The sequence below is a fragment of the Streptomyces zhihengii genome, assembly GCF_016919245.1.
Classification (GTDB): Bacteria; Actinomycetota; Actinomycetes; order Streptomycetales; family Streptomycetaceae; genus Streptomyces; species Streptomyces zhihengii.
In genome coordinates this window covers 294,654-313,918 of sequence record NZ_JAFEJA010000003.1, presented here as the reverse complement: position 1 = coordinate 313,918, position 19,265 = coordinate 294,654, and the positions used below count along the sequence as shown (strand labels likewise).

The 19,265-nt window shown below is 65.5% G+C and carries 12 protein-coding genes, 5 pseudogenes and 1 riboswitch; of the genes and pseudogenes, 10 read left to right on the top strand and 7 right to left on the bottom strand.

Features of this window, described 5'->3' with window-relative positions; genetic code table 11:
* Positions 1–428: 428 nt before the first annotated feature.
* A pseudogene (locus JE024_RS42510) lies at positions 429–762 on the top strand (transposase); the annotation flags it as partial.
* Between the two features lie 42 nt (positions 763–804).
* Here JE024_RS42510 and JE024_RS42635 read toward each other — a convergent pair.
* Positions 805–1,420: pseudogene (locus tag JE024_RS42635) on the bottom strand (DUF3885 domain-containing protein).
* A 199-nt stretch (positions 1,421–1,619) separates the two neighbouring features.
* Positions 1,620–2,108: an ATP-binding protein gene (locus JE024_RS39200; protein WP_205378955.1), complete on the bottom strand. Its 489-nt coding sequence runs from the start codon at positions 2,106–2,108 to the stop codon at positions 1,620–1,622.
* A gap of 2,064 nt (positions 2,109–4,172) precedes the next feature.
* Between JE024_RS39200 and JE024_RS39195 the strand changes: the two genes are divergently transcribed.
* On the top strand, positions 4,173–4,853 hold the full coding sequence (locus tag JE024_RS39195) for a response regulator transcription factor (protein WP_205378736.1): 681 nt from the start codon (positions 4,173–4,175) through the stop codon (positions 4,851–4,853).
* A 631-nt stretch (positions 4,854–5,484) separates the two neighbouring features.
* Positions 5,485–5,605, top strand: a riboswitch (cobalamin riboswitch).
* A gap of 88 nt (positions 5,606–5,693) precedes the next feature.
* Here the strand turns inward: JE024_RS39195 and JE024_RS39190 are convergent.
* A complete protein-coding gene (locus JE024_RS39190; protein WP_205374336.1) occupies positions 5,694–6,959 on the bottom strand; it encodes an IS701 family transposase in 1,266 nt (421 codons plus the stop codon).
* 301 nt (positions 6,960–7,260) lie between these two features.
* Here JE024_RS39190 and metE point away from each other — a divergent pair, with 301 nt between their 5' ends.
* The 7 genes and pseudogenes from metE to JE024_RS39155 all read left to right on the top strand — a co-directional run bounded on the left by metE (position 7,261) and on the right by JE024_RS39155 (position 14,245).
* Positions 7,261–9,579, top strand: a complete 2,319-nt coding sequence (metE, locus tag JE024_RS39185) for a 5-methyltetrahydropteroyltriglutamate--homocysteine S-methyltransferase (protein ID WP_205378735.1) — start codon at positions 7,261–7,263, stop codon at positions 9,577–9,579.
* 704 nt (positions 9,580–10,283) lie between these two features.
* The gene (locus JE024_RS39180; protein WP_205378734.1) at positions 10,284–11,375 is read left to right on the top strand and encodes an IS630 family transposase; all 1,092 of its coding nucleotides are present in this window, start codon (positions 10,284–10,286) and stop codon (positions 11,373–11,375) included.
* A gap of 54 nt (positions 11,376–11,429) precedes the next feature.
* On the top strand, positions 11,430–12,299 hold the full coding sequence (locus tag JE024_RS39175) for an IS5 family transposase (RefSeq protein ID WP_205378733.1): 870 nt from the start codon (positions 11,430–11,432) through the stop codon (positions 12,297–12,299).
* Between the two features lie 72 nt (positions 12,300–12,371).
* A pseudogene (locus tag JE024_RS41710) lies at positions 12,372–12,700 on the top strand (hypothetical protein).
* Between the two features lie 90 nt (positions 12,701–12,790).
* Positions 12,791–13,036, top strand: a complete 246-nt coding sequence (locus tag JE024_RS39165) for a hypothetical protein (RefSeq protein ID WP_205378731.1) — start codon at positions 12,791–12,793, stop codon at positions 13,034–13,036.
* Positions 13,037–13,157: 121 nt separating this feature from the next.
* Positions 13,158–13,658 carry a winged helix-turn-helix domain-containing protein gene (locus JE024_RS39160; protein WP_205378727.1) on the top strand — a complete coding sequence of 167 codons (501 nt, stop codon included), beginning with the start codon at positions 13,158–13,160 and terminating at the stop codon, positions 13,656–13,658.
* The gene (locus JE024_RS39155; RefSeq protein WP_205378726.1) at positions 13,655–14,245 is read left to right on the top strand and encodes a transposase; all 591 of its coding nucleotides are present in this window, start codon (positions 13,655–13,657) and stop codon (positions 14,243–14,245) included. Before JE024_RS39160 ends, JE024_RS39155 begins: the two co-directional genes overlap by 4 nt.
* Here the strand turns inward: JE024_RS39155 and JE024_RS39150 are convergent.
* Positions 14,228–14,767: pseudogene (locus tag JE024_RS39150) on the bottom strand (ATP-binding cassette domain-containing protein); the annotation flags it as partial. The gene JE024_RS39155 and the pseudogene JE024_RS39150 sit on opposite strands and share 18 nt — an antisense overlap.
* Between JE024_RS39150 and JE024_RS41705 the strand changes: the two are divergent.
* Positions 14,675–15,057, top strand: a pseudogene (locus tag JE024_RS41705) (transposase); the annotation flags it as partial. The pseudogenes JE024_RS39150 and JE024_RS41705 sit on opposite strands and share 93 nt — an antisense overlap.
* 38 nt (positions 15,058–15,095) lie before the next feature.
* Here the strand turns inward: JE024_RS41705 and JE024_RS39145 are convergent.
* From JE024_RS39145 to JE024_RS39135, 3 genes are all read right to left on the bottom strand, one after another.
* A complete protein-coding gene (locus JE024_RS39145) occupies positions 15,096–15,380 on the bottom strand; it encodes a DUF3027 domain-containing protein (RefSeq protein ID WP_205378729.1) in 285 nt (94 codons plus the stop codon).
* Positions 15,381–16,056: 676 nt separating this feature from the next.
* Positions 16,057–16,848, bottom strand: coding sequence for a type VII secretion system-associated protein (locus tag JE024_RS39140; RefSeq protein WP_244883717.1), 792 nt, complete (start codon positions 16,846–16,848; stop codon positions 16,057–16,059).
* 598 nt (positions 16,849–17,446) lie between these two features.
* Positions 17,447–18,130: a helix-turn-helix transcriptional regulator gene (locus JE024_RS39135; protein WP_244883710.1), complete on the bottom strand. Its 684-nt coding sequence runs from the start codon at positions 18,128–18,130 to the stop codon at positions 17,447–17,449.
* Positions 18,131–19,265: the final 1,135 nt, after the last annotated feature.

Here is a 19,265-nt window from a genome sequence, read left to right as displayed (position 1 = left end):
TTGACCGAGCACAAGCGGGCCTGTCAAAGGGTCAGATGCCTGCCCCGGACAACGAGGGGCTGGTGTGTCGCAGGCCTGATGAGTAGGTCGAAACTCCTATGAGTTGGCGGTGCTGCCTCTGGCGGCGTGTGACGATCGCGGTCGGTGCGACGCGCAGCACTCCGGTGAGGTGTCGATGTGGCGGCGACCGATCGCACGGAAGGAGCGCTCGACCACGAGAGTCGAAGGTCGGCCTCTGGGCGTGCCACGCACGCAACGTGGAATCGTCCATCCAGAGACGGCTGCGCACGCTTGGGCATGCTCCCGTGGTGAGCCGCACGATGACGTTCTTCGCGGCGTCGGACGACACGTGAGCGCCGGGCACTCGAGATCAGGGGCCGGATCGGGTACTCGAGCGAGCCGTTCTCCTTCGGCTACGTCGATTCCGCAGCCTGCGCCTGGAGCCGCTCGTGCGCGGGGTCCCGCCCATCCCGCTCCCGCCGCGGCCCGCGCCCGCCGGCACCCGGCGAGGTTGCACGCAGACAAGGGCTACGACTACGACCATCTGCGTCGGTGGCTTCGCAGCCGTGGCATCCGCCACCGCATCGCCCACAAGGGCGTCGAGTCCTCGCAGCGGCTCGGCCACCACGATGGGTGGTCGAGAGGACCGTGTCCTGGCCGGCCGGCTGCCGACGGCTCCATTGGCGCTACGAGCGCAAGGCCGAACACGTCCTCGCCTTCGTCGGCATAGCGGCCCTCTCCATCTGCCTCCGTCGGCCGACTACCTGGGTCCCACGACGTGGGCGGGGTGGTGAGCCAGTCCTGTCAGAGCCCCGACGGGTAACTGGAAAGCCAGTCGATCTGCCGATCGCGCGTCTGATCCCGCTCCTCGGGCGTGGCGAGGAAGACATCGGCGCCACCGTCGGCGGGGTGATAGACGCGTCCCATCTGAGTGTCGGTGATGAGGACTCCCGCCACCCTTGTCGTCCGCGATGTCACGGAGCAGCTCGTCGAGGCAGCCGTATCGCCAGGGCCTTCGGGCGGCGAAGAGGTGGCAGTAGGTACGGCACTCCGGGTCCGGATCGTCCTCCACCAGCAGGGTCTGCCAGTAGCCAGCATCTGGCTGGAATGGTGGAACCTCGGCTTCGGCCGCCCAAACTGGGGTGATCACGGATACATGCCCACCGGCAAACAACCCATCGAGGACACTGCTGTACCGCTCCAGGACGCCGATGTACTCGCTCTCGTCCTCCGCGTATCGCTTCCACTCCGGCAGGCTGCGACAGCGCACCCAGACATCCCGACATGGATCGCGAAGCTTGCACCCGACCGGGGGACGATTGGGCCAGTGCTGCTGCCACAGATTGGTCAAAGTCGCCGTAACGCCTCCAGACGTCTGCCCTACTCGTCCCCTCACACAGTGACCCCTATCGGTGGTCATGATGCCCGGCGTCCTCTCACCAAGAGAGACGAAGTAAGTTGGAGATTGGCGACCTGGCACCGCCGTCAGCAGGACGCACCGGCCCTGGTAACGGACTCCCCGGGTGTCAGCAGCTCGACGTCTGGCCAGGGCGGCGATGAGCAGGTAAGCACGTCGGGCGTGCCGGCAACGACCTGCAGGTGGGTCCTGACCCACCTGGTCAGGACCCGCATGCCCCGTAGGTCAGTGTTGCCCAGTGAATCGTACCGCTGGTGCGCGTATAGGCTCCATGCGCGTTGGCGACACAGCTGATGATGCTCAGACCGCGGCCGTGCTCGTCGGGGGCACATGACGATGTCCAGCTGCCCTCGCTCGAGGCGGGGCCACCATCCGCGACTTGCACACGAAGGCGCTGGCGAGCGCGCTCACACGACAGGTGCAGAACGATTGAGGGTTGCGCGTGTTCGACGGCGTTGGTGACGAGCTCAGAGACGACGAGCAGGGCTGTTGCGATCGTGTCCTCGTCCACGCCCCAACTCGCAAGGGCGGAAGCAGTGATCCGCCGCGCGAGGCCGGGGGACTGCCGGCTGTGTTTAAGTGGAGCGTGTAGGCGGCGCGTCAGACCGCTGGTGGCAGCAGCTGTCGGTGCTCCTGCCCCCGTCGGCCCTGGCGTCGCAGGGTCTGTGTCAGACGCGGAATGACCGTCCATCGCGCAGTACGCGGTGAGAGTCGCTGCATCAGCCGTTGCAAGCTCAGGCTCGTGCGCGATAGGCATCTGGCTCATGACCCCTCCAGCTCAGTAGCCGCCTCGCCCGCAGGGCATCGCGTTCTGCGTCGTTCGACTCCTCACCTTCCGTCTCGCGAAGCGTGCTGGGAATGTAGATGTCGCTCGAGCTGCGGCCGGTCTTGGCTGCCCACTCTTCGCGGTAGCGCTCGGCGGGACTCCTCATGTTGGCTCCGTTTCCGCTCTCTGGCTGCTGGCTCGGGAAGGTGCTAGTAGCAGGTGCGCGTACAAGTACGGCGAAGATTCTTCAAGCCGTTGTCGCGTTCTTCGCCTTGAGAGGTGATGCGACTCGGGCTTCATCAGGCAGTACGTAGCGCCAAGCAGGAGTTGTTCAAGGTGAAAATTCTTCGTTCTGGCTGAACCATCGCGTCACGTCTGGCGTACGGCAGCACGGCTAATGCACTGCTCAGCAAGGGTGGACGAGACTGCACGAGAGCCGGATGACTTCAACCGGTGCCAAGCTCGGTGGAATGCCGACAAGAAGGGGGCACGATGCGCCTCGGCTTCAGTACGCGGTCGGCTGCAGTAGCTGCAATCTGTGGGGCGGCAGTAGTGCTGGCGGCGGAACCTCACCGGCGAAGTCAGGGCGCCCGTGCCCCGGTACCTGTGGGACGTGAGCGGAGGCTGTGCCTCAGTCTTCGGTGGAGGGCCCAAGGCTGAGAGAGTGCTGGCGCAAGTCCCGGGCCGGTCTCGCGCCCGCCGCAGGTACTCAAGCGCAGCTGCGCCCTGGCGTGCATCGCGGCTCGCCACCCGCTCAAGATCGCACGCTGCCAAGAGCGCTACGCGCTCGACGCTGCTTGATGAATCCGGGTAGCCCACCCTCATGACTCGTTACTGTCAGCGCTCCGATCAGATGCCGAGAGCGGACGGCCGGCAGCGAAGGCATGTTCTGCGCGGAGCCGCCGTGACGGCCCGGCCGTCGCGCAATAGAGCCCGGAAAACGCCGCAAATCGTCGCCGGTTCTACTTCCTGGGGGCGACGGACGTATTTTTCGCGTGTGGGCCCGTCAGGGATGGGACCGAATTGCTCCCTCACCTGCCTTCAAGGTTGGGGCACTGCGTGATCGACGAGATCGTGAGTGGTAAAAAGGGTCGCAGTGGGCGCCTCGTTGAAGTACAGACCGGACCCGAGCTGTCTGATCATGACGTACACCGGCTCCCGGCTTGCAAGATGAGCTCGCGAGTATGCGAAGTCAGTCCTCATGATCTGGGGGGCAGATGACTATCGACTGGAATGCCGCCGAGTAGACATCCGCGTGTTAGCGAGCATCTCCTAACCGCTTTTCCATCGATCGGCGTATGCGAAGATGCTCGCGGCGTCCGGCGAGCACCGCCTATCGGTACGGCAATCCGCGTCCGCGTCCGACCAACCTTGGCCCCAGCGATGCGCCCTCGGATTCCGGAGCTGCAGAGCAATGTCGAATGGAGCTATCTGGGTCACGTACACGGTTCCTATTGGCAACGCTACCGCGAGGCGCACCGTCGTGGCCGCATGGGGTTGCCCGAGACGACGCCCTTGACGAGGCGTGCGTCCAGCTCCACCGAAGCTACGGCCGCGAAAGACCCCGCCCCCGGCGGCACCAGGCCGGAGTTGGCCACGTCACGCATTGCAGCGCCCGATGCGGACACCACAGTCGTCCAAACGGTCACCACGTGCGCCCGAAGCGGGCATCAGAGCCCCTGACGCCCAAAGATGCCGAGCAACATCTCACACATAACGACATCAAGCATTCGAACACACTGTCACTTGAAGAATCCACGGACACCCCTCTCTGCCTCAATTTGACTCCGCGTTCCTGGTTCTCGACAATCATATCCCGTCACCCCTCGCACACCTTAGCGATGTACTCGTTAATTTCAAAGATCGCCCGATTCACGCAGAGACAGCATGCCGAATGTTCTTACCGATGGACGGAATTACGGAACTCCCTCTTCAACCTCCTGACATGTCCGACGATTCAACCAATCCGCAACACATCTAGGAACCGACATGAAGACGCCCGCCCTCCACAGCGCTAGGCGCACCATCAACGACTCCGGCTCTTTAAATACAATCATTAAGGTCAAGCTATACTCCAAAGATCTTATCACTCGAGCAGGCCTCGCATACTGCCTTGAGCAGTCCCCGGAGATAGTCGAAATTGAATCCGACTCCACCGTAGACCCGGACGTTTTCCTCATCTCAGTCGAAAATGCCGACGCCTCGACCCTCGGTTTCCTAGAAAGCCTGTCCCCTACCAGAACCAGCCGTTTCATGATCATCGTCAACAAAAACTGGCAGGTCGACGTTTATTCGGCGCTAGAAAGGGGCGTGCGCGCTGTACTGTGGAGATCAAGCATCACTGCAGCCACCGTTTCGCGTGCGATTCGCGAAGTCGCAGACGGCAAAGGCATGCTCCCCTCCGGACTTCAAGGTTCCCTGATGCAGCGGGTACAGCGGGTGCACCAGGAAGTGTTGGCGCCGCGTGGACTCACGTCCTCAGCTTTTTCCGCGCGCGAAATCGAAGTTCTGCGTCTCTTGTCAGAAGGATTCGACCTTGACGAGATCTCACAGGAGATGCGATATTCCGAGCGAACCATCAAGAATATCCTTTACGACGCAATGAAGCGCCACAATTTCAACAATCGAACCCAGGCTGTCGCCTACGTCCTGCGCTCAGGACTCATATGAAAACCGCCACCATTCCAGTCACCTGTCCTTGAGTCATCCCGAACCGCATCGGCTCTGAGTCGACCGGTCGCCCGTCGCTCCCATCCGCAGCGTCAGGATCCCGCTCACACAAGCGGCCGGTCACTCAACATCGCCGTCACCCTCTGGTCATCGACGCCATCCTGCTCAGCGCCGACGCTCGCCCTCTCCCCCACGAGAAACCGGTCCTACGATCTCTGGGCCGAGAGGCCCGCTCCCTCGCAAGCCATGCGTCTTCTTCTGTACGACCTCGGCCGGCGCCACCTTGACCGCCACACTGGCACCAACGCGAGGGCCCGATCAGGCGGTGACACTGCGGTCACCTGTACGCCGGTCGGCACAAGCTGCGCAAAGACGGCCGCCACCCATCGCGGGCAGGCCGCGAGACAGAACTGCATGGGGCAGACCAGACAAATCCTCGCCTCATCCGGCTGCGCCCCATACGCCTTCGCCGCCTCGCGTCTGAAATCATCAGTTGGCGTCGAGACGCCCGCCCTCGCGCTCGCCCGCGGTCTCGGATCTTGGGCAGGAGCCGCCGTGACATGGCCGTGCCCCTTAGGGTGGCGGTGCAGCTGGTTCGCCCCGTCCGCCAGGCGGGATGCGTCGTAAGAGGGAACCCGGTGAGAATCCGGGACTGCCCCGCAGCGGTGAGCGGGAACGACCGCCGTCATACGCACTGGGCCCCGCACGGGTCTGGGAAGCGACGGCTAGTAGGGCTTGGTCATGTTGGTGCAGGGTCCGGTATGTCGCGGTGACAGGTGGGGCAGGCGCCGGTCCAGGTCGCGAGGAGTATCTGCAGCTCGCGGACGACTCGGTAGAGGCTCAGGCCGGCGCCGTCTCTTTTGGGGATCGGCTCAGTCGCTGGAGGGTGCAGAAGGCGTGGGCTACTGAGACAAGGGTGACGTGGTGGTGCCAGCCTGGCCAGGTCCGGCCTTCGAAGTGGGCCAGGCCGAGGGCTTGTTTCATCTCGCGGTAGTCGTTCTCGATGCGCCAGCGGAGTTTCGCCGTGCGCACGAGGACGGGCAGCGGGGTGGTCTCGGGCAAGTTGGAGAGCCAGAACTGCACGGGCTCGTCCTGGTCGGCGGGCCATTCGGCCAGCAGCCAGCGGACCGGAAGCTCGGCGGTGGTCGCGGCCTTGCGGATCTCACGTCCGGCGGGCCGGATCCGCAGGGCCACGAAGCGCGAGTACATGCGCTTGAATCCGCTGCGGCCACTGCCCGGCCGTGATCCTTCCCTCCACTGCACCGGCCGTGCAGAGGATTTGCCGGCCGCGATGACCAGGTCTTTCACTCGCTGTGCCGACTCGGGGTATGCAGGGACCGGCCGCCGGCCCCTGCCGAGGTAGGCCGGGGTCGTAGGCTGTGCGTCCTCGGGGTGTGCGGTGGTTGTGGTCGAGATGCCCACCACGTAGTCGAGTCCGCGTGTCTCAAGGCCGAGCCGGAAGGCGGCGGTGTCCCCGTAGCCGCCGTCGGCGATGACCTGGGGCACTTCGATGCCCCAGGATCGAGTCTCATCGATCATGTCGAGGGCCAGCTGCCACTTCTCGACATGGCCCACCTGGGCAGGGATGGCGCACTTGTTACGGCGGGCGACCTTGGCCGGATCGGCTGTCGGTGAGGCGGGATCCCAGCTCCCTGGCAGGAACAGACGCCAGTTCACCGCCGCGGAGGCGCTGTTGGAAGCCAGGTGGAGCGAGACACCGGCCTGGCAGTTGGTGACCTTGCCCGCAGTGCCGGTGTACTGCCGGGTCACGCACGCCGACGCGTCCCCGTCCTTGAGGAATCCGGTGTCATCGATGACCAGCGCGATGGGCTTGATGACCGGCTGTATGCGCCAGGCCAGCCGGGCCCGCACATGCGCCGCATCCCACGGGCTGGAGGTCACGAAGTGGGCCAGGGCCTGCCGGTTACCTTCCTCGCCAAGGCGGGCGGCCATCGGCTCCACCGACTTGCGGCCGCCGTCCAGCAGCAGCCCCCGCAGATAGACGCCGCCCCACCGGCGCTGATCCGCCCGCGCGAACGGCTCGAACATCTCCGCCGCGAAATCCTCCAGATCACACCGAACCGCGGCCAACTCCTCGCTCAGCACATCCAGTCAACGACACGGCCGATCAAGAAGACACGCCATGGCAAATCGCACATGACCAAGCACTACTAGTAGGTGTCCTTCATAGGAGGGCGAGCCCGCGAGTCCGAAGACCTGCCCGTTGCCCGCACCCGGACGGATCCGTGTGCGGACATCCCGGTGACCTCGAGGGCGGGTCGGCGACCACACACCTGGCGGATGCACGTGCCGACCGTGCACACGTACCCCCTGGTTGGTGTCACCCCTTCGCGCTCTCGTCCCCGTCTCCGGGATCTCAGGGATTCATCTCGCGAAGGAGATCTCCGTGACATCAAAGTCCGCGGCCGCGGCAACACGGGCCGCCGTGTACGGCTACCCCCGGCAGGGCCTGAACCGCGAACTGAAGAAGGCAGTCGAGGGGTACTGGAAGGGGGCGGTCCCCGCCGATGCCCTCCATGCCACTGCCGCCGAAGTGCGCAGCGAGAATTGGCGCCAGCTCACCGATGCCGGGGTCGACGAGGTACCTACCGGCGACTTTTCGTACTACGACCATGTCCTCGACACCACCGTCATGGTCGGTGCGATCCCCGATCGTCACCGCGCCGCTGTGGCCACCGACGCCCTGGCGGGCTACTTCGCCATGGCGCGCGGCACACAGGACGTGGCGCCGCTGGAGATGACGAAGTGGTTTGACACGAACTACCACTACCTCGTGCCGGAGCTCGGACCGGGCACGGTCTTCACCGCCAACTCCGCCAAGCAGGTAACGGAGTACACAGAGGCGCAGGCCAGCGGACTGTGCGCACGACCCGTGCTCGTCGGTCCCGTCACCTACCTGTTGCTGGCCAAGCCGGCCCCTGGTGCGGCCGAGGGATTCGAGCCACTGAGCCTCCTGGACCGGCTGCTGCCCGTGTACGCAGACGTCCTTGCGGACCTGCGGGCGGCTGGGGCGCAGTGGGTCCAGCTCGACGAGCCGACGCTCGTCCAGGACCGCACGCCCGCCGAGCTCGACGCGGCCGCACACGCTTACCGCGTGCTCGGCGCACTCGCCGACCGGCCGAAGCTCCTCGTCGCTTCCTACTTCGATCGTCTCGGTGACGCGCTGCCGGTGCTAGCCAAGGCTCCGGTCGACGGTCTCGCGCTCGACTTCACCGGTCCCGGCGCCGCCAACGTGGACGAGCTGGCCGCTGCGGGTGGTCTGCCGGGTAAGCGGCTGGTGGCCGGAGTGGTCGACGGCCGCAACGTCTGGATCAACGACCTGGGTAAGTCCCTCGCCACTCTCGGCACCCTGCTGGGCCTCGCCGACCGGGTTGACGTCTCCGCATCCTGCTCCCTGCTCCATGTGCCCCTGGACGCGGCGGCCGAGAAGGAGATCGACCCGCAGATCCTGCGCTGGCTCTCCTTCGCCCGGCAGAAGACGGAAGAGGTCGTCACTCTGGCCACCGGCCTGTCCCGGGGAACCGAAGCAATCGCCAGCGAACTCGCCGCCAACCGCTCCGCCCTCGCATCCCGGGCCCACTCCCCGATCACCCGAAGCCCGGAAGTGCGTGCCCGCGTCGCCGCCGTAACCGGCAAGGACACCCGGCGGCCCCAGCCCTACGAGGAGAGGGTCACCGCACAGCGGGCGCACCTCGGCCTGCCGCTGCTGCCGGTCACCACCATCGGCTCGTTCCCGCAGACCGCGGAGCTGCGGACTGCCCGCGCCGACCTGAACGCCGGCCGGATCGGCGCTGGAGCTTACGAGCAGCGCATCGAGGCAGAGATTCGGGAGGTCGTCTCCTACCAGGAGAAGGCAGGGATCGACGTCCTGGTACACGGTGAGGCCGAACGCAACGATATGGTGCAGTACTTCGCCGAGCAGCTCACGGGTTACCTCGCCACGCGGCACGGCTGGGTGCAGTCTTACGGCAGCCGATACGTGCGTCCTCCGATCCTCGCCGGGGACATCTCCCGACCTGCGCCGATGACCGTGCGGTGGACAAGGTACGCACAGTCACTCACTTCCAGGCCGGTGAAGGGCATGCTCACCGGCCCGGTGACCATGCTCGCCTGGTCCTTCGTCCGCGACGACCAGCCCCTTAGGGAGACCGCCCGCCAGGTCGCGCTCGCCCTACGCGACGAAGTGCAGGACTTGGAAGCTGCCGGCACACACGTCATCCAGGTCGACGAACCCGCATTGCGCGAGACCCTGCCGCTGCGCACCGCCGACCGCCCCGCGTATCTGACGTGGGCAACTGAGGCGTTCCGGCTCAGCACGAGTGACGTGCGGCCGGACACTCAGATCCATACCCACATGTGCTACGCCGAGTTCGGCGACATCGTGCAAGCCATCACAGACCTCGACGCCGACGTCATCAGCCTGGAGGCGGCACGCTCCCATATGCAGGTCGCTCGCGAACTCGCCGCACACGGCTACCCGCGCGAGGCCGGCCCCGGCGTCTGGGACATTCACTCGCCCCGCGTCCCAAGCACCGAGGAGGCCGCCATGCTGCTGCGTACTGGTCTGGAAGCCATCCCCGCCGACCGGCTGTGGGTCAATCCTGACTGCGGTCTGAAGACCCGCGGCTGGGCCGAGACACGCACGTCTCTCGAGAACCTCGTCGCAGCCGCCCGAACCGTCCGCAGCGAGCTGCCAGCCTCCTGACACATCCCCAGCGCATGGCTGGCCTGAGGCGGGCAGGCCCGGGTCGGCCATGCGCAACACGTCGGACCAACGCATAGCCCACCTAGCGGGCTTCCGCTGACTAGGGAGTGGCGGTCGACTGGCTGCTCCCGGTCGACCTGTCCGTACCGCCGCCCATCCCGCACAGGGCAGCTAGGCAGGTAACCTGATCCCGTGCGGCTTGCTCCGTGGCCCGCCAATCGTCGGTCGCCACGCGGCCTGATCCCCCGCTAGTGGGGATGTTCCGGACTCCTTTACTCCTCGCACAAGGCAACGCAGTCTGGTCCTCGCTCAGCGGGGGTGTCCCGGTGGCTCGACCTGCGAGTGTGCCCATGCGCCTGCATCCCCGCAAGCAGTGGGGGTGTTGCGGAGGACGACGGTCCTGGGCTGGTCCGGCATGGCTGGTCCCCGCGCCGGCGGGGGTGTTCCGGTCTCGTCTACATTGCCAGTCAGTACGCCCGGCTGGTGCCCTGCGAGCGGGGATGTTCCGATCGCACTGGTGGGACGCAAGCGGTGACAGAACCCGGGTCTCGCGCTGCCGGATTCCGATGGCGGGGGCTTGATGACAGTCCCCGCCTTGACCTCCCGCATCCGCGGCCTGCCCAACGCTGCAGGAAGAAGCCGTGCCCTCAGCGCCGACTAGTCTTCTGAGTCAGGAATTCTGTTCAGATGTATAAGCTTGGTCTGTGGCGCGTACTGGGCGGCCGAAGGCCGAGTTGATCCTGTCCGATGAGGAACGGGCTGCGCTCGAGGGATGGGTGCGGCGTCGCTCCACGCCGCAGGCGTGGGCTCTGCGGTGCCGGATCATCCTGGCTTGTGCAGAGGGTACTTCGAACAAGGACGTCGCGGCCCGGCTCGACTCGACTCCGCATGCGGTGGGCCGCTGGCGGGCGAGATTCGTCGAGCACCGGATCGCCGGCCTGGGCGACATGCCCCGCTCGGGCGGTCCCAGGTCGGTCACCGACGAACAGGTAGCCGCGCTCGTCGCCAAGACCCTGGAGTCCGCCCCGAAGAACGCGACGCACTGGTCGACACGGTCGATGGCGAGGCAGACGGGTCTGTCGCAGTCGACGGTGTCACGGGTCTGGCGGGCGTTCGGCCTGCAGCCGCACCGCTCGGAGACCTTCAAGCTGTCGACGGATCCGTACTTCGTCGACAAGGTCCACGATGTCGTCGGCCTCTACCTGGACCCGCCCGAGCGGGCCCTTGTCTTCTGCGTGGACGAGAAGTCACAGATCCAGGCCCTGGACCGCTCCCAGCCGGTGCTGCCGATGATGCCCGGAGTGCCGCAACGCGTCACACACGACTACGTCCGCGCGGGCACCACCACCCTGTTCGCCGCCCTGGAGGTCGCCACCGGCAAGGTGATCGGTTCCCTGCACCGGCGCCACCGGGCCGAGGAGTTCAAGAAGTTCCTCATCAAGCTCGAACGGGAAGTGCCCGATGGCCTCGAGGTCCACTTGGTGCTGGACAACTACGCCACCCACAAGACCCCGGCCATCAAGACCTGGCTGCTGGCCCACCCCCGGTTCCGCCTGCACTTCACACCGACCGGGTCGTCCTGGCTCAACCTGGTGGAGCGATGGTTTGCCGAGCTGACGAACAAACAGATACGGCGAGGCGTCCACAAGACAGTCCAGGCCCTGGAGCAGGACATCCGGACCTGGATCGCAGCCTGGAACACCGACCCCAAGCCCTACGTCGGGACCAAAACCGCGGACGAGATCCTCGAACGCCTCGCCTCATATCTGAACAGAATTCCTGACTCGGAAGAGTAGGGCGTGTTTTAGAACTGGGGTCCGTGTCTCGCCTCGTGCCGTGATGATCTCGGTGTGGGGCGAGGGGATCTTTCAGATGATCAGTGGGCGGTGCTGGGGGCGTTGTTGCCGGTCGCGGTGTTGGGTAGGCCGCCGGTAGGCCTGCGGCGGTTGATCGACGGGATTCGTTGGCGGGTGCGGACCGGGGCCCCGTGGCGGGATCTGCCATCCGAGTACGGCCCGTGGCAGACGGTCTACGGGCACTTCCGTCGCTGGCAGCGCGACGGCGTCTGGTCGGCGGTCCTGACCAGGATGCAGGCCCGGGCGGACGCCGCCGGTTTGATTACCTGGGAGGTGAACGTCGACTCCACGATCTGCCGGGCTCATCAGCACGCGGCCGGTGCCCGGCGGGACAGCCGAGCCCAGAAGGAACCGCCGGGCGGCGATCGGGCCGAACCCGCCGATCACGGTCTGGGCCGTTCTCGCGGGGGCTGGACCACGAAGATTCACCTGGCCTGCGAGCAAGGGCAGAAGCCGTTATCGCTGCTGGTCACAGCAGGTCAGCGGGGAGATAGCCCGCAGTTCACGGCAGTGCTGGAAGCCATCCGTGTCCCTCGCCTCGGGCTGGGCCGACCACGGGTTCGTCCGGTGCGGGTCCGTGGCGACAAGGCGTATTCCTCACGCGCGAACCGTGCCTATCTGCGTCGGCGCGGGATCCGGTGCACGATTCCGGAACCTGCCGACCAGGCCGGCCACCGCAAGCGCCGGGGAAAGTCCGGCGGGCGGCCTCCCGCTTTCGACCGTGAGGACTACAAGGCCCGGCACGCGGTCGAGTGCGGCATCAACCGGTTGAAGCGGAACCGGGCGGTGGCCACCCGGTTCGACAAGCTCGCGGTCCGCTTCGAGGCGACCGTCCTCATCGCCGCGATCAACGAATGGCTGTGATCTGCCAGGAGTGTCGGCCCCGCATATCATTCTGGCCGCGATCAGATCAGCGGGTTGAGGGGGACAGAGCCGATGAGGGCTGCCTACTACCGGGCCGAGAGTGAGAGCGGCGACTACATCGAGGATCCGTCCGAGGACGCGCTGTTCATGCTGATCGAAGCCTCAACAGCTCGGACAACACCTTCGTCGTCATCCAGCCCGACGAGGACGACCCGGTCTGGTTCGTCTCGATCGCGGTCCTGGACGAAGGCGGCTACGAGGTCGTCCGACGCGATACCACCCGCCACGAACACGATGCCACCATCGAGACCGGCATCGACCAGATCGCCCGTGGCCTGACCGTCTGGATGGCCGCCCGCGACTTCCCCGGACGGCCCACCCAGCACACCAGCACCTTCTAAACCGGCGGCTCGGTACCCGCACCCTCGTCGGCATGTCGCCTGCCAGACAGGCCAACCACCCCCTGCCCTGAGAGTGACAGACTGGGCACCATGACCGCCCACCCCAAGATCGGCTCCGTCTGGGCCCGCCGTTACCCCGGTTACCCGCAGCACGACCGCGACTTCCGGGTAACCGGGGTCTTTACCAGAGACGGTGTCACGTACGTCGAGACTGAACAGCTCGACAACGGCGATCGCAGCAGAGGACGCCTTGACCACGTCTTTGAGTACGCGGAGTGCGTCAGCACCAATGGGATCGAGAGCCCCGGCTGCGGGGACATCAGCACGTTGCGCTGATCCTGCAGATACGGCTGGCGAACTGACGCCCCACCTCACGGAATTAGTTCTAAAACACGCCCTACTGATCTTTTCGTAAGTTCTGTGGGTTCGACGGCTTCGTTGGTGGGATCCTGATGTGGTGTCTTTCAAGCCTTCGTCTGTTGTTCCTCCTTTGACACGGCCGCAGCTGTCCGAGGCCCGGCGTGTGCGGGCGGCCGAGTTGTTCGACCAGGAACACTCGAACGCCGATATCGCCCGGATGCTCGGGGTCAGTGACGAGAGTGTGCGGCGGTGGAAACGGGTCTGGGAGGAGAACGGCGCCGATGCTCTGCGCCGACGTCCCGCCACCGGGCGTCCGCCCAAGCTGGACGACGCCCAGGTCGAGCGGGTGCGGACCGCACTGGAACAAGGCGCCCAAGCCCATGGTTTCGAGGCCGATCTGTGGACCCTGGAACGGGTTGGCCTGGTGGTTGAGCGGGTGACCGGAGTGGTCTTGTCGCGGGCCTCGGTATGGCGGCTGCTGACCGGCCGGCTGGGGTGGAGTCTGCAGCGGCCCGAGCGTCGGGCGGTCGAGCGCGACGAGTCCGAGATCGCCCGTTGGATCGCGCACGAGTGGCCGCGGATCAAAAAGGGGCCGTGAACACACGTGCCTGGATCGTGTTCCTCGACGAATCAGGAGTGTCGCTGCTGCCGCAGGTCCGCCGCACCTACGCGCCCCGCGGCCGCACCCCGTTCCTGCGGCACCGGCTGAACTGGAAGCGGGCCTCGATGGCCGGCGCCCTCGGCTACCACGCCGCGGACCCGGACCGAGGTCCTCGGTTGTGCTTCCACCTCAAGCCCGGCAGTTACGACACCGCCGCACTCATCGAGGTCCTGGAGCAGATGAAGGTGTTCTACAACGGCGAACGGGTGGTGCTGGTTTGGGACGGGCTGTCGGCTCACTGGAGCCGGGCGATGCGGGCCTGGGTCGCCGAGCAGGACTGGCTCACCCTCGAGCGATTACCGGCTTACGCACCCGAGCTCAACCCGGTGGAACTGCTGTGGTCCTCGCTGAAGAAACGCGAGCTCGCCAACCTTGCCGGCGACCACCTCGCCGATGTCGCCGACGCCACCGAACAAGGCATCCACCGCATCAACACCAACCCCCAACTGCCCTGGTCCTTCCTCACCCACACCGGCCTTACCCTCCACCCACCAGACCCACAGAACTTACGAAAAGATCAGTAAGTCCCTGCCCGGTCTGACGATGTCGGATGGTGCCGGCGCACACAATGCGATGCTGGCGAGGCTGCGGTTGAGGGCACTGCTGGCGCACCCGATGAGGTTCTCCCAGGTGCCTTGCTCAACGATGTGTCCGGCGTCGAGGACGGCAATCCTGTCGGCCCGGCGGATAGTGGCGCGGCGATGCGCGATGACGACAGTTGTACAACCACTCTCGGTGAGTGCGGTGGCGAGCCCGGCATCGCTCTCGTTGTCCAAGTGGGCTGTGGACTCGCCCAGTATCAAGACTGTCGGCCGTGCCAGGAGGGCGCGAGCGAGAGCAATGTGCATGAGTTGAATCCGTCCCTCGGAGGGGTCCCAAAATCGGGCCATGAGGTGAGCGCAGGTGGACTTGTCAGCACCTGAGGCGCCAACCAGTGCCAGCGTCTCACCCGGGTGGACAGTCAGGTCGACGCCGTCGAGTACAAGGGCGGCCGGCCCAGAACGTTCCCCCTGCCCGAGCGCCGTGAGATCAAGAAGACCGCCAGGTCCAAGCCCGCCGAGCACGAACTGCCGTTCTCGACCTGGAGCCTGGCGAAACTGACCGACTTCCTGGTCGCGGGTGGTCGACGACATCAGCCACGAGGGCCTGCGCATCCTGCTCCGCGAGGAGGTCGTCTCCCTGCAACGCCTGAAGACCTGGAAGACCTCCCACGACCCCGAGTACGCGGCCAAGAAGACTCGGGTCGAACACCTCTATGCCGATCGCCGATGGCGAGGTCATACCCGAGGGCGGCGAGCCCGAAGTCATCTTCTGCATGGACGAGTTCGGCCCCCTCCAGGATCGTGGCCAGAGCCAATGTCACTTGACCGGCCGCTACCCGAACGAGCCGTCGGCTCGACCGGCGAAGCTCTCGCAGCCGTCGTGCTCGAACCGCACTCGCCCGTCGAATGACGAGCCAGGGTTGCTGCACGCTCCGTAGTCCTGGCCGAGCCGGCCGCTCAACGCGATCCAGAAGCAGCATCCTCCGCACTGGGCGTCATACCACTCGTCCCGGTAGCCGGACTGAGCCGTCGAGCGGTTCAATGACACCTGCCAGCGTGCATGGCACCGATCATTGTGATCTTGATCGTCACCCGTTCGAGGCTCGTCCTCGGCCACTGTCGATGTCTCCCCGCCCGTTCGATCCGAGACCGTCAGTCCCGGCGCTTGCCAGTGATCCTCTCACCGAGAAACAGGGCGAAGGTCTCTGATGCGGCACTAGCTGCCAACGACGCACTCCGCCGCGTCCCGCTACCCGCCATGAACGGCGCACAGCAGCGCGGCGCCACCCCCTGGGAGGGCGTAGAACGCCGGTCCGTCGCGGCGTCACCAGGCGCCGACTGGGTGACTGTTCACCCGCGGCGGTCATGGCGAAGTGCACCTCATCGACGCAGAATCGGGGCAGGGAACAAGCCGTCTGCGGCTGACCACCCGCCTGCATCACGGTGGCCACTTGGCACTGCTCAGCCCAAATGACGGGGCCCCAGGCAACCCGTGGGCCGCTGACAGGCCCGCTGATAGCGCTCCCGCATTCTCAGAAGCTGCGGGAGCATCGGACGTAGACGCAAACAATCCGCGGCTCGCGCGCCTCGTTCGCGGAGATAGGGGTGCCCACGATTCATCACGCAGCAGACGTACACCGGCAGCCTATCCGGACTCCGCACAGCCAGATTGAACCAGTCTGAAGTGCCCCTTCCCCGGACACCGGTCTCGCCAACGTCACCTCGCCCGCCGCCATACTCCAACATCCGACAGAAGTGCCCTGCACTAGGTCGAGCGAGTTACGGCGCCACCGTCAGCTTGAGGTCGCGCTCCTGGTGGGGGGTGTGGGGTGGTCTTGTGCGTGGGTGGGGGGTTGGTGGTCTGGGGTGGTGTCCGGTGTGGGGCTGGGGGGTGTTGCCTGCTTCTCGGGGCGTTCGGTGTCGTCGGCGCTTTCGGTGCTCTCCGGCTCGGTGTCGTCGAGTTCGGTGAGGAGGGCTTCTGTCTCGACGAGCATGCTGACGGGGCCGGTGGGATTGATGTAGAGCTGGTGGCCGAGGGGCAGCTGCTGGACGAGGTCGGTGACGGGGCGGACGTCGAACTGCAGACGGCCGGCGGCCTCGACATGCTTGGGAGAGGTGTAGACAGGCAGGACCGGGCTGTTATTCGGCGCGGTGCCCAGCACCGGAGCCCCGTCGAACTCGATCAGCACAGCCACTTCCGCCGCGGCCAGTCGGCGATGCACGTCCTCGGCCGGCCCGTACCCGGTACTCGCCAACTGCACCGCCGCATCAACCGGATCCGTCGGCTCAGGAAAACCCAACGCCTGCGGCGACGCCTTGTAAGCCCGATTCTCCTGCCACTCCTCGACCTTGCCGCTGCTCCCGGAACGCCACCAGCCGACCACGGCCCACTCGGGCGGCGCACCGCTGCCCTTCCATGCCGGGTCCACCATCCCGATCCAGCTCTCGGGAGCCAGCCGGGCAGCCTCCACCGTGTCCGCCGGCGGCTCGGGCGGCGGCGCCGAGAACTTCAGCCGGTACGCATCCGACGACACCGCATCCTCACCCGGGCCGCCGGCATCCGGCCCACCGCCGCTCTGGTCCACCGGCACCTCCACCGGCGCCGGCTCAGGGCGGACGCCACCCGGCACACCCTCACCAACCGGCCCGACACCCGCGGACCCCACGCTCTGACCCGACTCGAAAGAGCCAGAGCCCTCGGGAGACGAAGCAAGGCTGTCGTTCATACGTCCCTTCCCAACAAGCAGCACATCCGGAAAACAAGCCGCCGCCCAACCGGAAACGGCCAAGCAGGACTCGCAATGTACTCAGACACCCCCGCCACACACCCCACCCCCACCCGCCAACTGCCCGTTCCTCCGGCTCGCGCGAGTAGAGTCGGGAAACCCGGCATTCCGACGCGTGGGGATGAAGAGGGCACGCGACCGATTGGCTGATTCCGGATGTCGCGCGAGGACATGAAAGGCAGACCGCATACACGATCTGCACGCTTCTGCTGAAACTACTTCCGATTTCAGATGCGACAGTCTCTAATAGGAGTCTGGAGCTCAGCTAGGGCGGGCTGCTCTCTTATTGCGAATGCTACAGCGGGGCAAATCGCCATAGAAGGCACGGTGGCGCACTGCGGTAGCGACACACACGCCACCGTGCCCCTTATTGTCTCGCGATTCAGCACTCCGACAATCAGATCAACCCTGCACGTATGGCATGAGAAACAGCCTGTGTCCGATTGTGGAAGTTGTGGTGCTTCATGGCACTGTAGAGGATGTTCTTGATGGTCCGCTCGGAGTATCGCATTTTCTTCGATATCTCATCGAGGTCCAGCCCTTCCGACAGGTAGCGCAGCACGTCGATCTCACGATCAGAGAACGCTGACGAGGTGAGACCGCGGGGGGCCAGAACCTCTTGCTGTACAAGCTGGACCTGTTGCATCAGAGCACCCTGCAGCTTCGAGGGAAACGACCCTTCCCCTTCCGCCACCGAACTGATCGTCCGAGCTATGACGGCGGTTGAGAAATTGGATCGAAAAAGAACAGAGCGCACACCCTTCTCAACCGCAGCATAGACATCAACCTGCCAGCTTCGATCCACGACAAGGATGAAGCGACCCGTCCCTCTCGGCGCGAGCGCGTCCAGCAGTTTGAGAGTCGCCGCATCTACGTTTTTCACGGCAACAACGAAAACATCCGGCTCCGTGTTCGCCTGAGAGTCACTCACCGCAAACCTGGAGAACTGACCCAGGCAGTGGGAAAGTCCAGCCATGGTAATCGCATCCTCGGCGTGAAGCCTTACTGCGATGATGCGATCGGCTGCGACGGAGCGCACGCCACTGGTGCGGGGCTCGGGTATCGTTTGCTGCATTTCCATTCCCCTGTTGTGTAAGGTGATGCGCAACCAGCCCGGCTGGAAAATTGCGCGTACACTGCGGCGAATTTGAGACACATCGAGCCGACCGTCTGCAATGCGACCTCAGGCGCGCACTCCTCTGGGCCCGACTACCTCTGGCGCCAAGAGATTTTCGTTCCAACTCTTGGAGCCATTGGGGTACTGCTACTGCCAGCACAGCCCTCTGACAGCGACAGGTCATTAGGGGTCGACCCCAATGTTGAACGCTGGAGACCTCTTGGGGTACGGAAGGGAACCTTCCGGTTATGAAGTCTTCCCTGCTAGGTGCCGGTACGCGACAGACCGGATCTTCTCGCCGCCGTTGAGGGGCGTTTGCGGAACAGCGGCGCCGCGGCCGGGTGGGGCGGACTACATCCCGGCGAAGGCCCCCACCTCAGCCCTGACGGGGAACAGGCAGTCGGGGCACGGAGCGTGAGTGCAACCGGTGCCGCAACTCTTGAGCCACCCCGCCCCGCACGGTGCCGCTTGGACGCACCGAGACCCGAGGCTGCGCACGTCCGTATGGCGCGTTGACTCATGCGTCGCAATATTTCTGGCCAACAGGCGGGATGAAATTTGTCGCTCAACCGGGTGGGGGACGTCTCACGGCGGCATCCTGCCCCGCCGCATCGCCCCGCATGGATAGCAGTTCCCACTCACGATGCCGGCATTGCCGCGAGCCAGAACCGGAGGGAACCTGCACCGCAATCCGCGTCCGCCGGACACGTGCGCTGCGCGAGCCAGGCACCATCCGCTGATCACACGCCTACCCGCAGGCGGATGGTCTCGTCCCCGGGGAAGAGGTGCTCAAGCGCTCCTGCAGGGGCCCGAAGCAGCGTGGGCACGACACCTCTCGCTCCATCGAAAGTGTGGCGGACAGGCCAGCATCCCGGCTCTCAGTCTTGAGTCGAGGCCCTCCCACGCGGCCCTGACAGTTGGGAACCCCATCCCCCTCGAGAGCTGGGTCTGCCGCGGTGCCGAAGCACGCCTGCCACGAGCACCCCCATGGCACACTTGGCAAGAGGTCATCGCCGACAGGCCAGAATAGTATGCACTTTGGGTGCATATGAGTATCGAAACGAGGCATGCCCTTGGGTGGGCCTAATAGCCTCACCAC

Excerpts from the sequence above, each read along its gene's own strand:
- JE024_RS39200 (WP_205378955.1), bottom strand. The coding sequence starts at position 2,108 with ATGGACGGTCATTCCGCGTCTGACACAGACCCTGCGACGCCAGGGCCG.
- JE024_RS39195 (WP_205378736.1), top strand. The coding sequence starts at position 4,173 with ATGAAGACGCCCGCCCTCCACAGCGCTAGGCGCACCATCAACGACTCC.
- JE024_RS39165 (WP_205378731.1), top strand. The coding sequence starts at position 12,791 with ATGACCGCCCACCCCAAGATCGGCTCCGTCTGGGCCCGCCGTTACCCC.
- JE024_RS39135 (WP_244883710.1), bottom strand. The coding sequence starts at position 18,130 with ATGGAAATGCAGCAAACGATACCCGAGCCCCGCACCAGTGGCGTGCGC.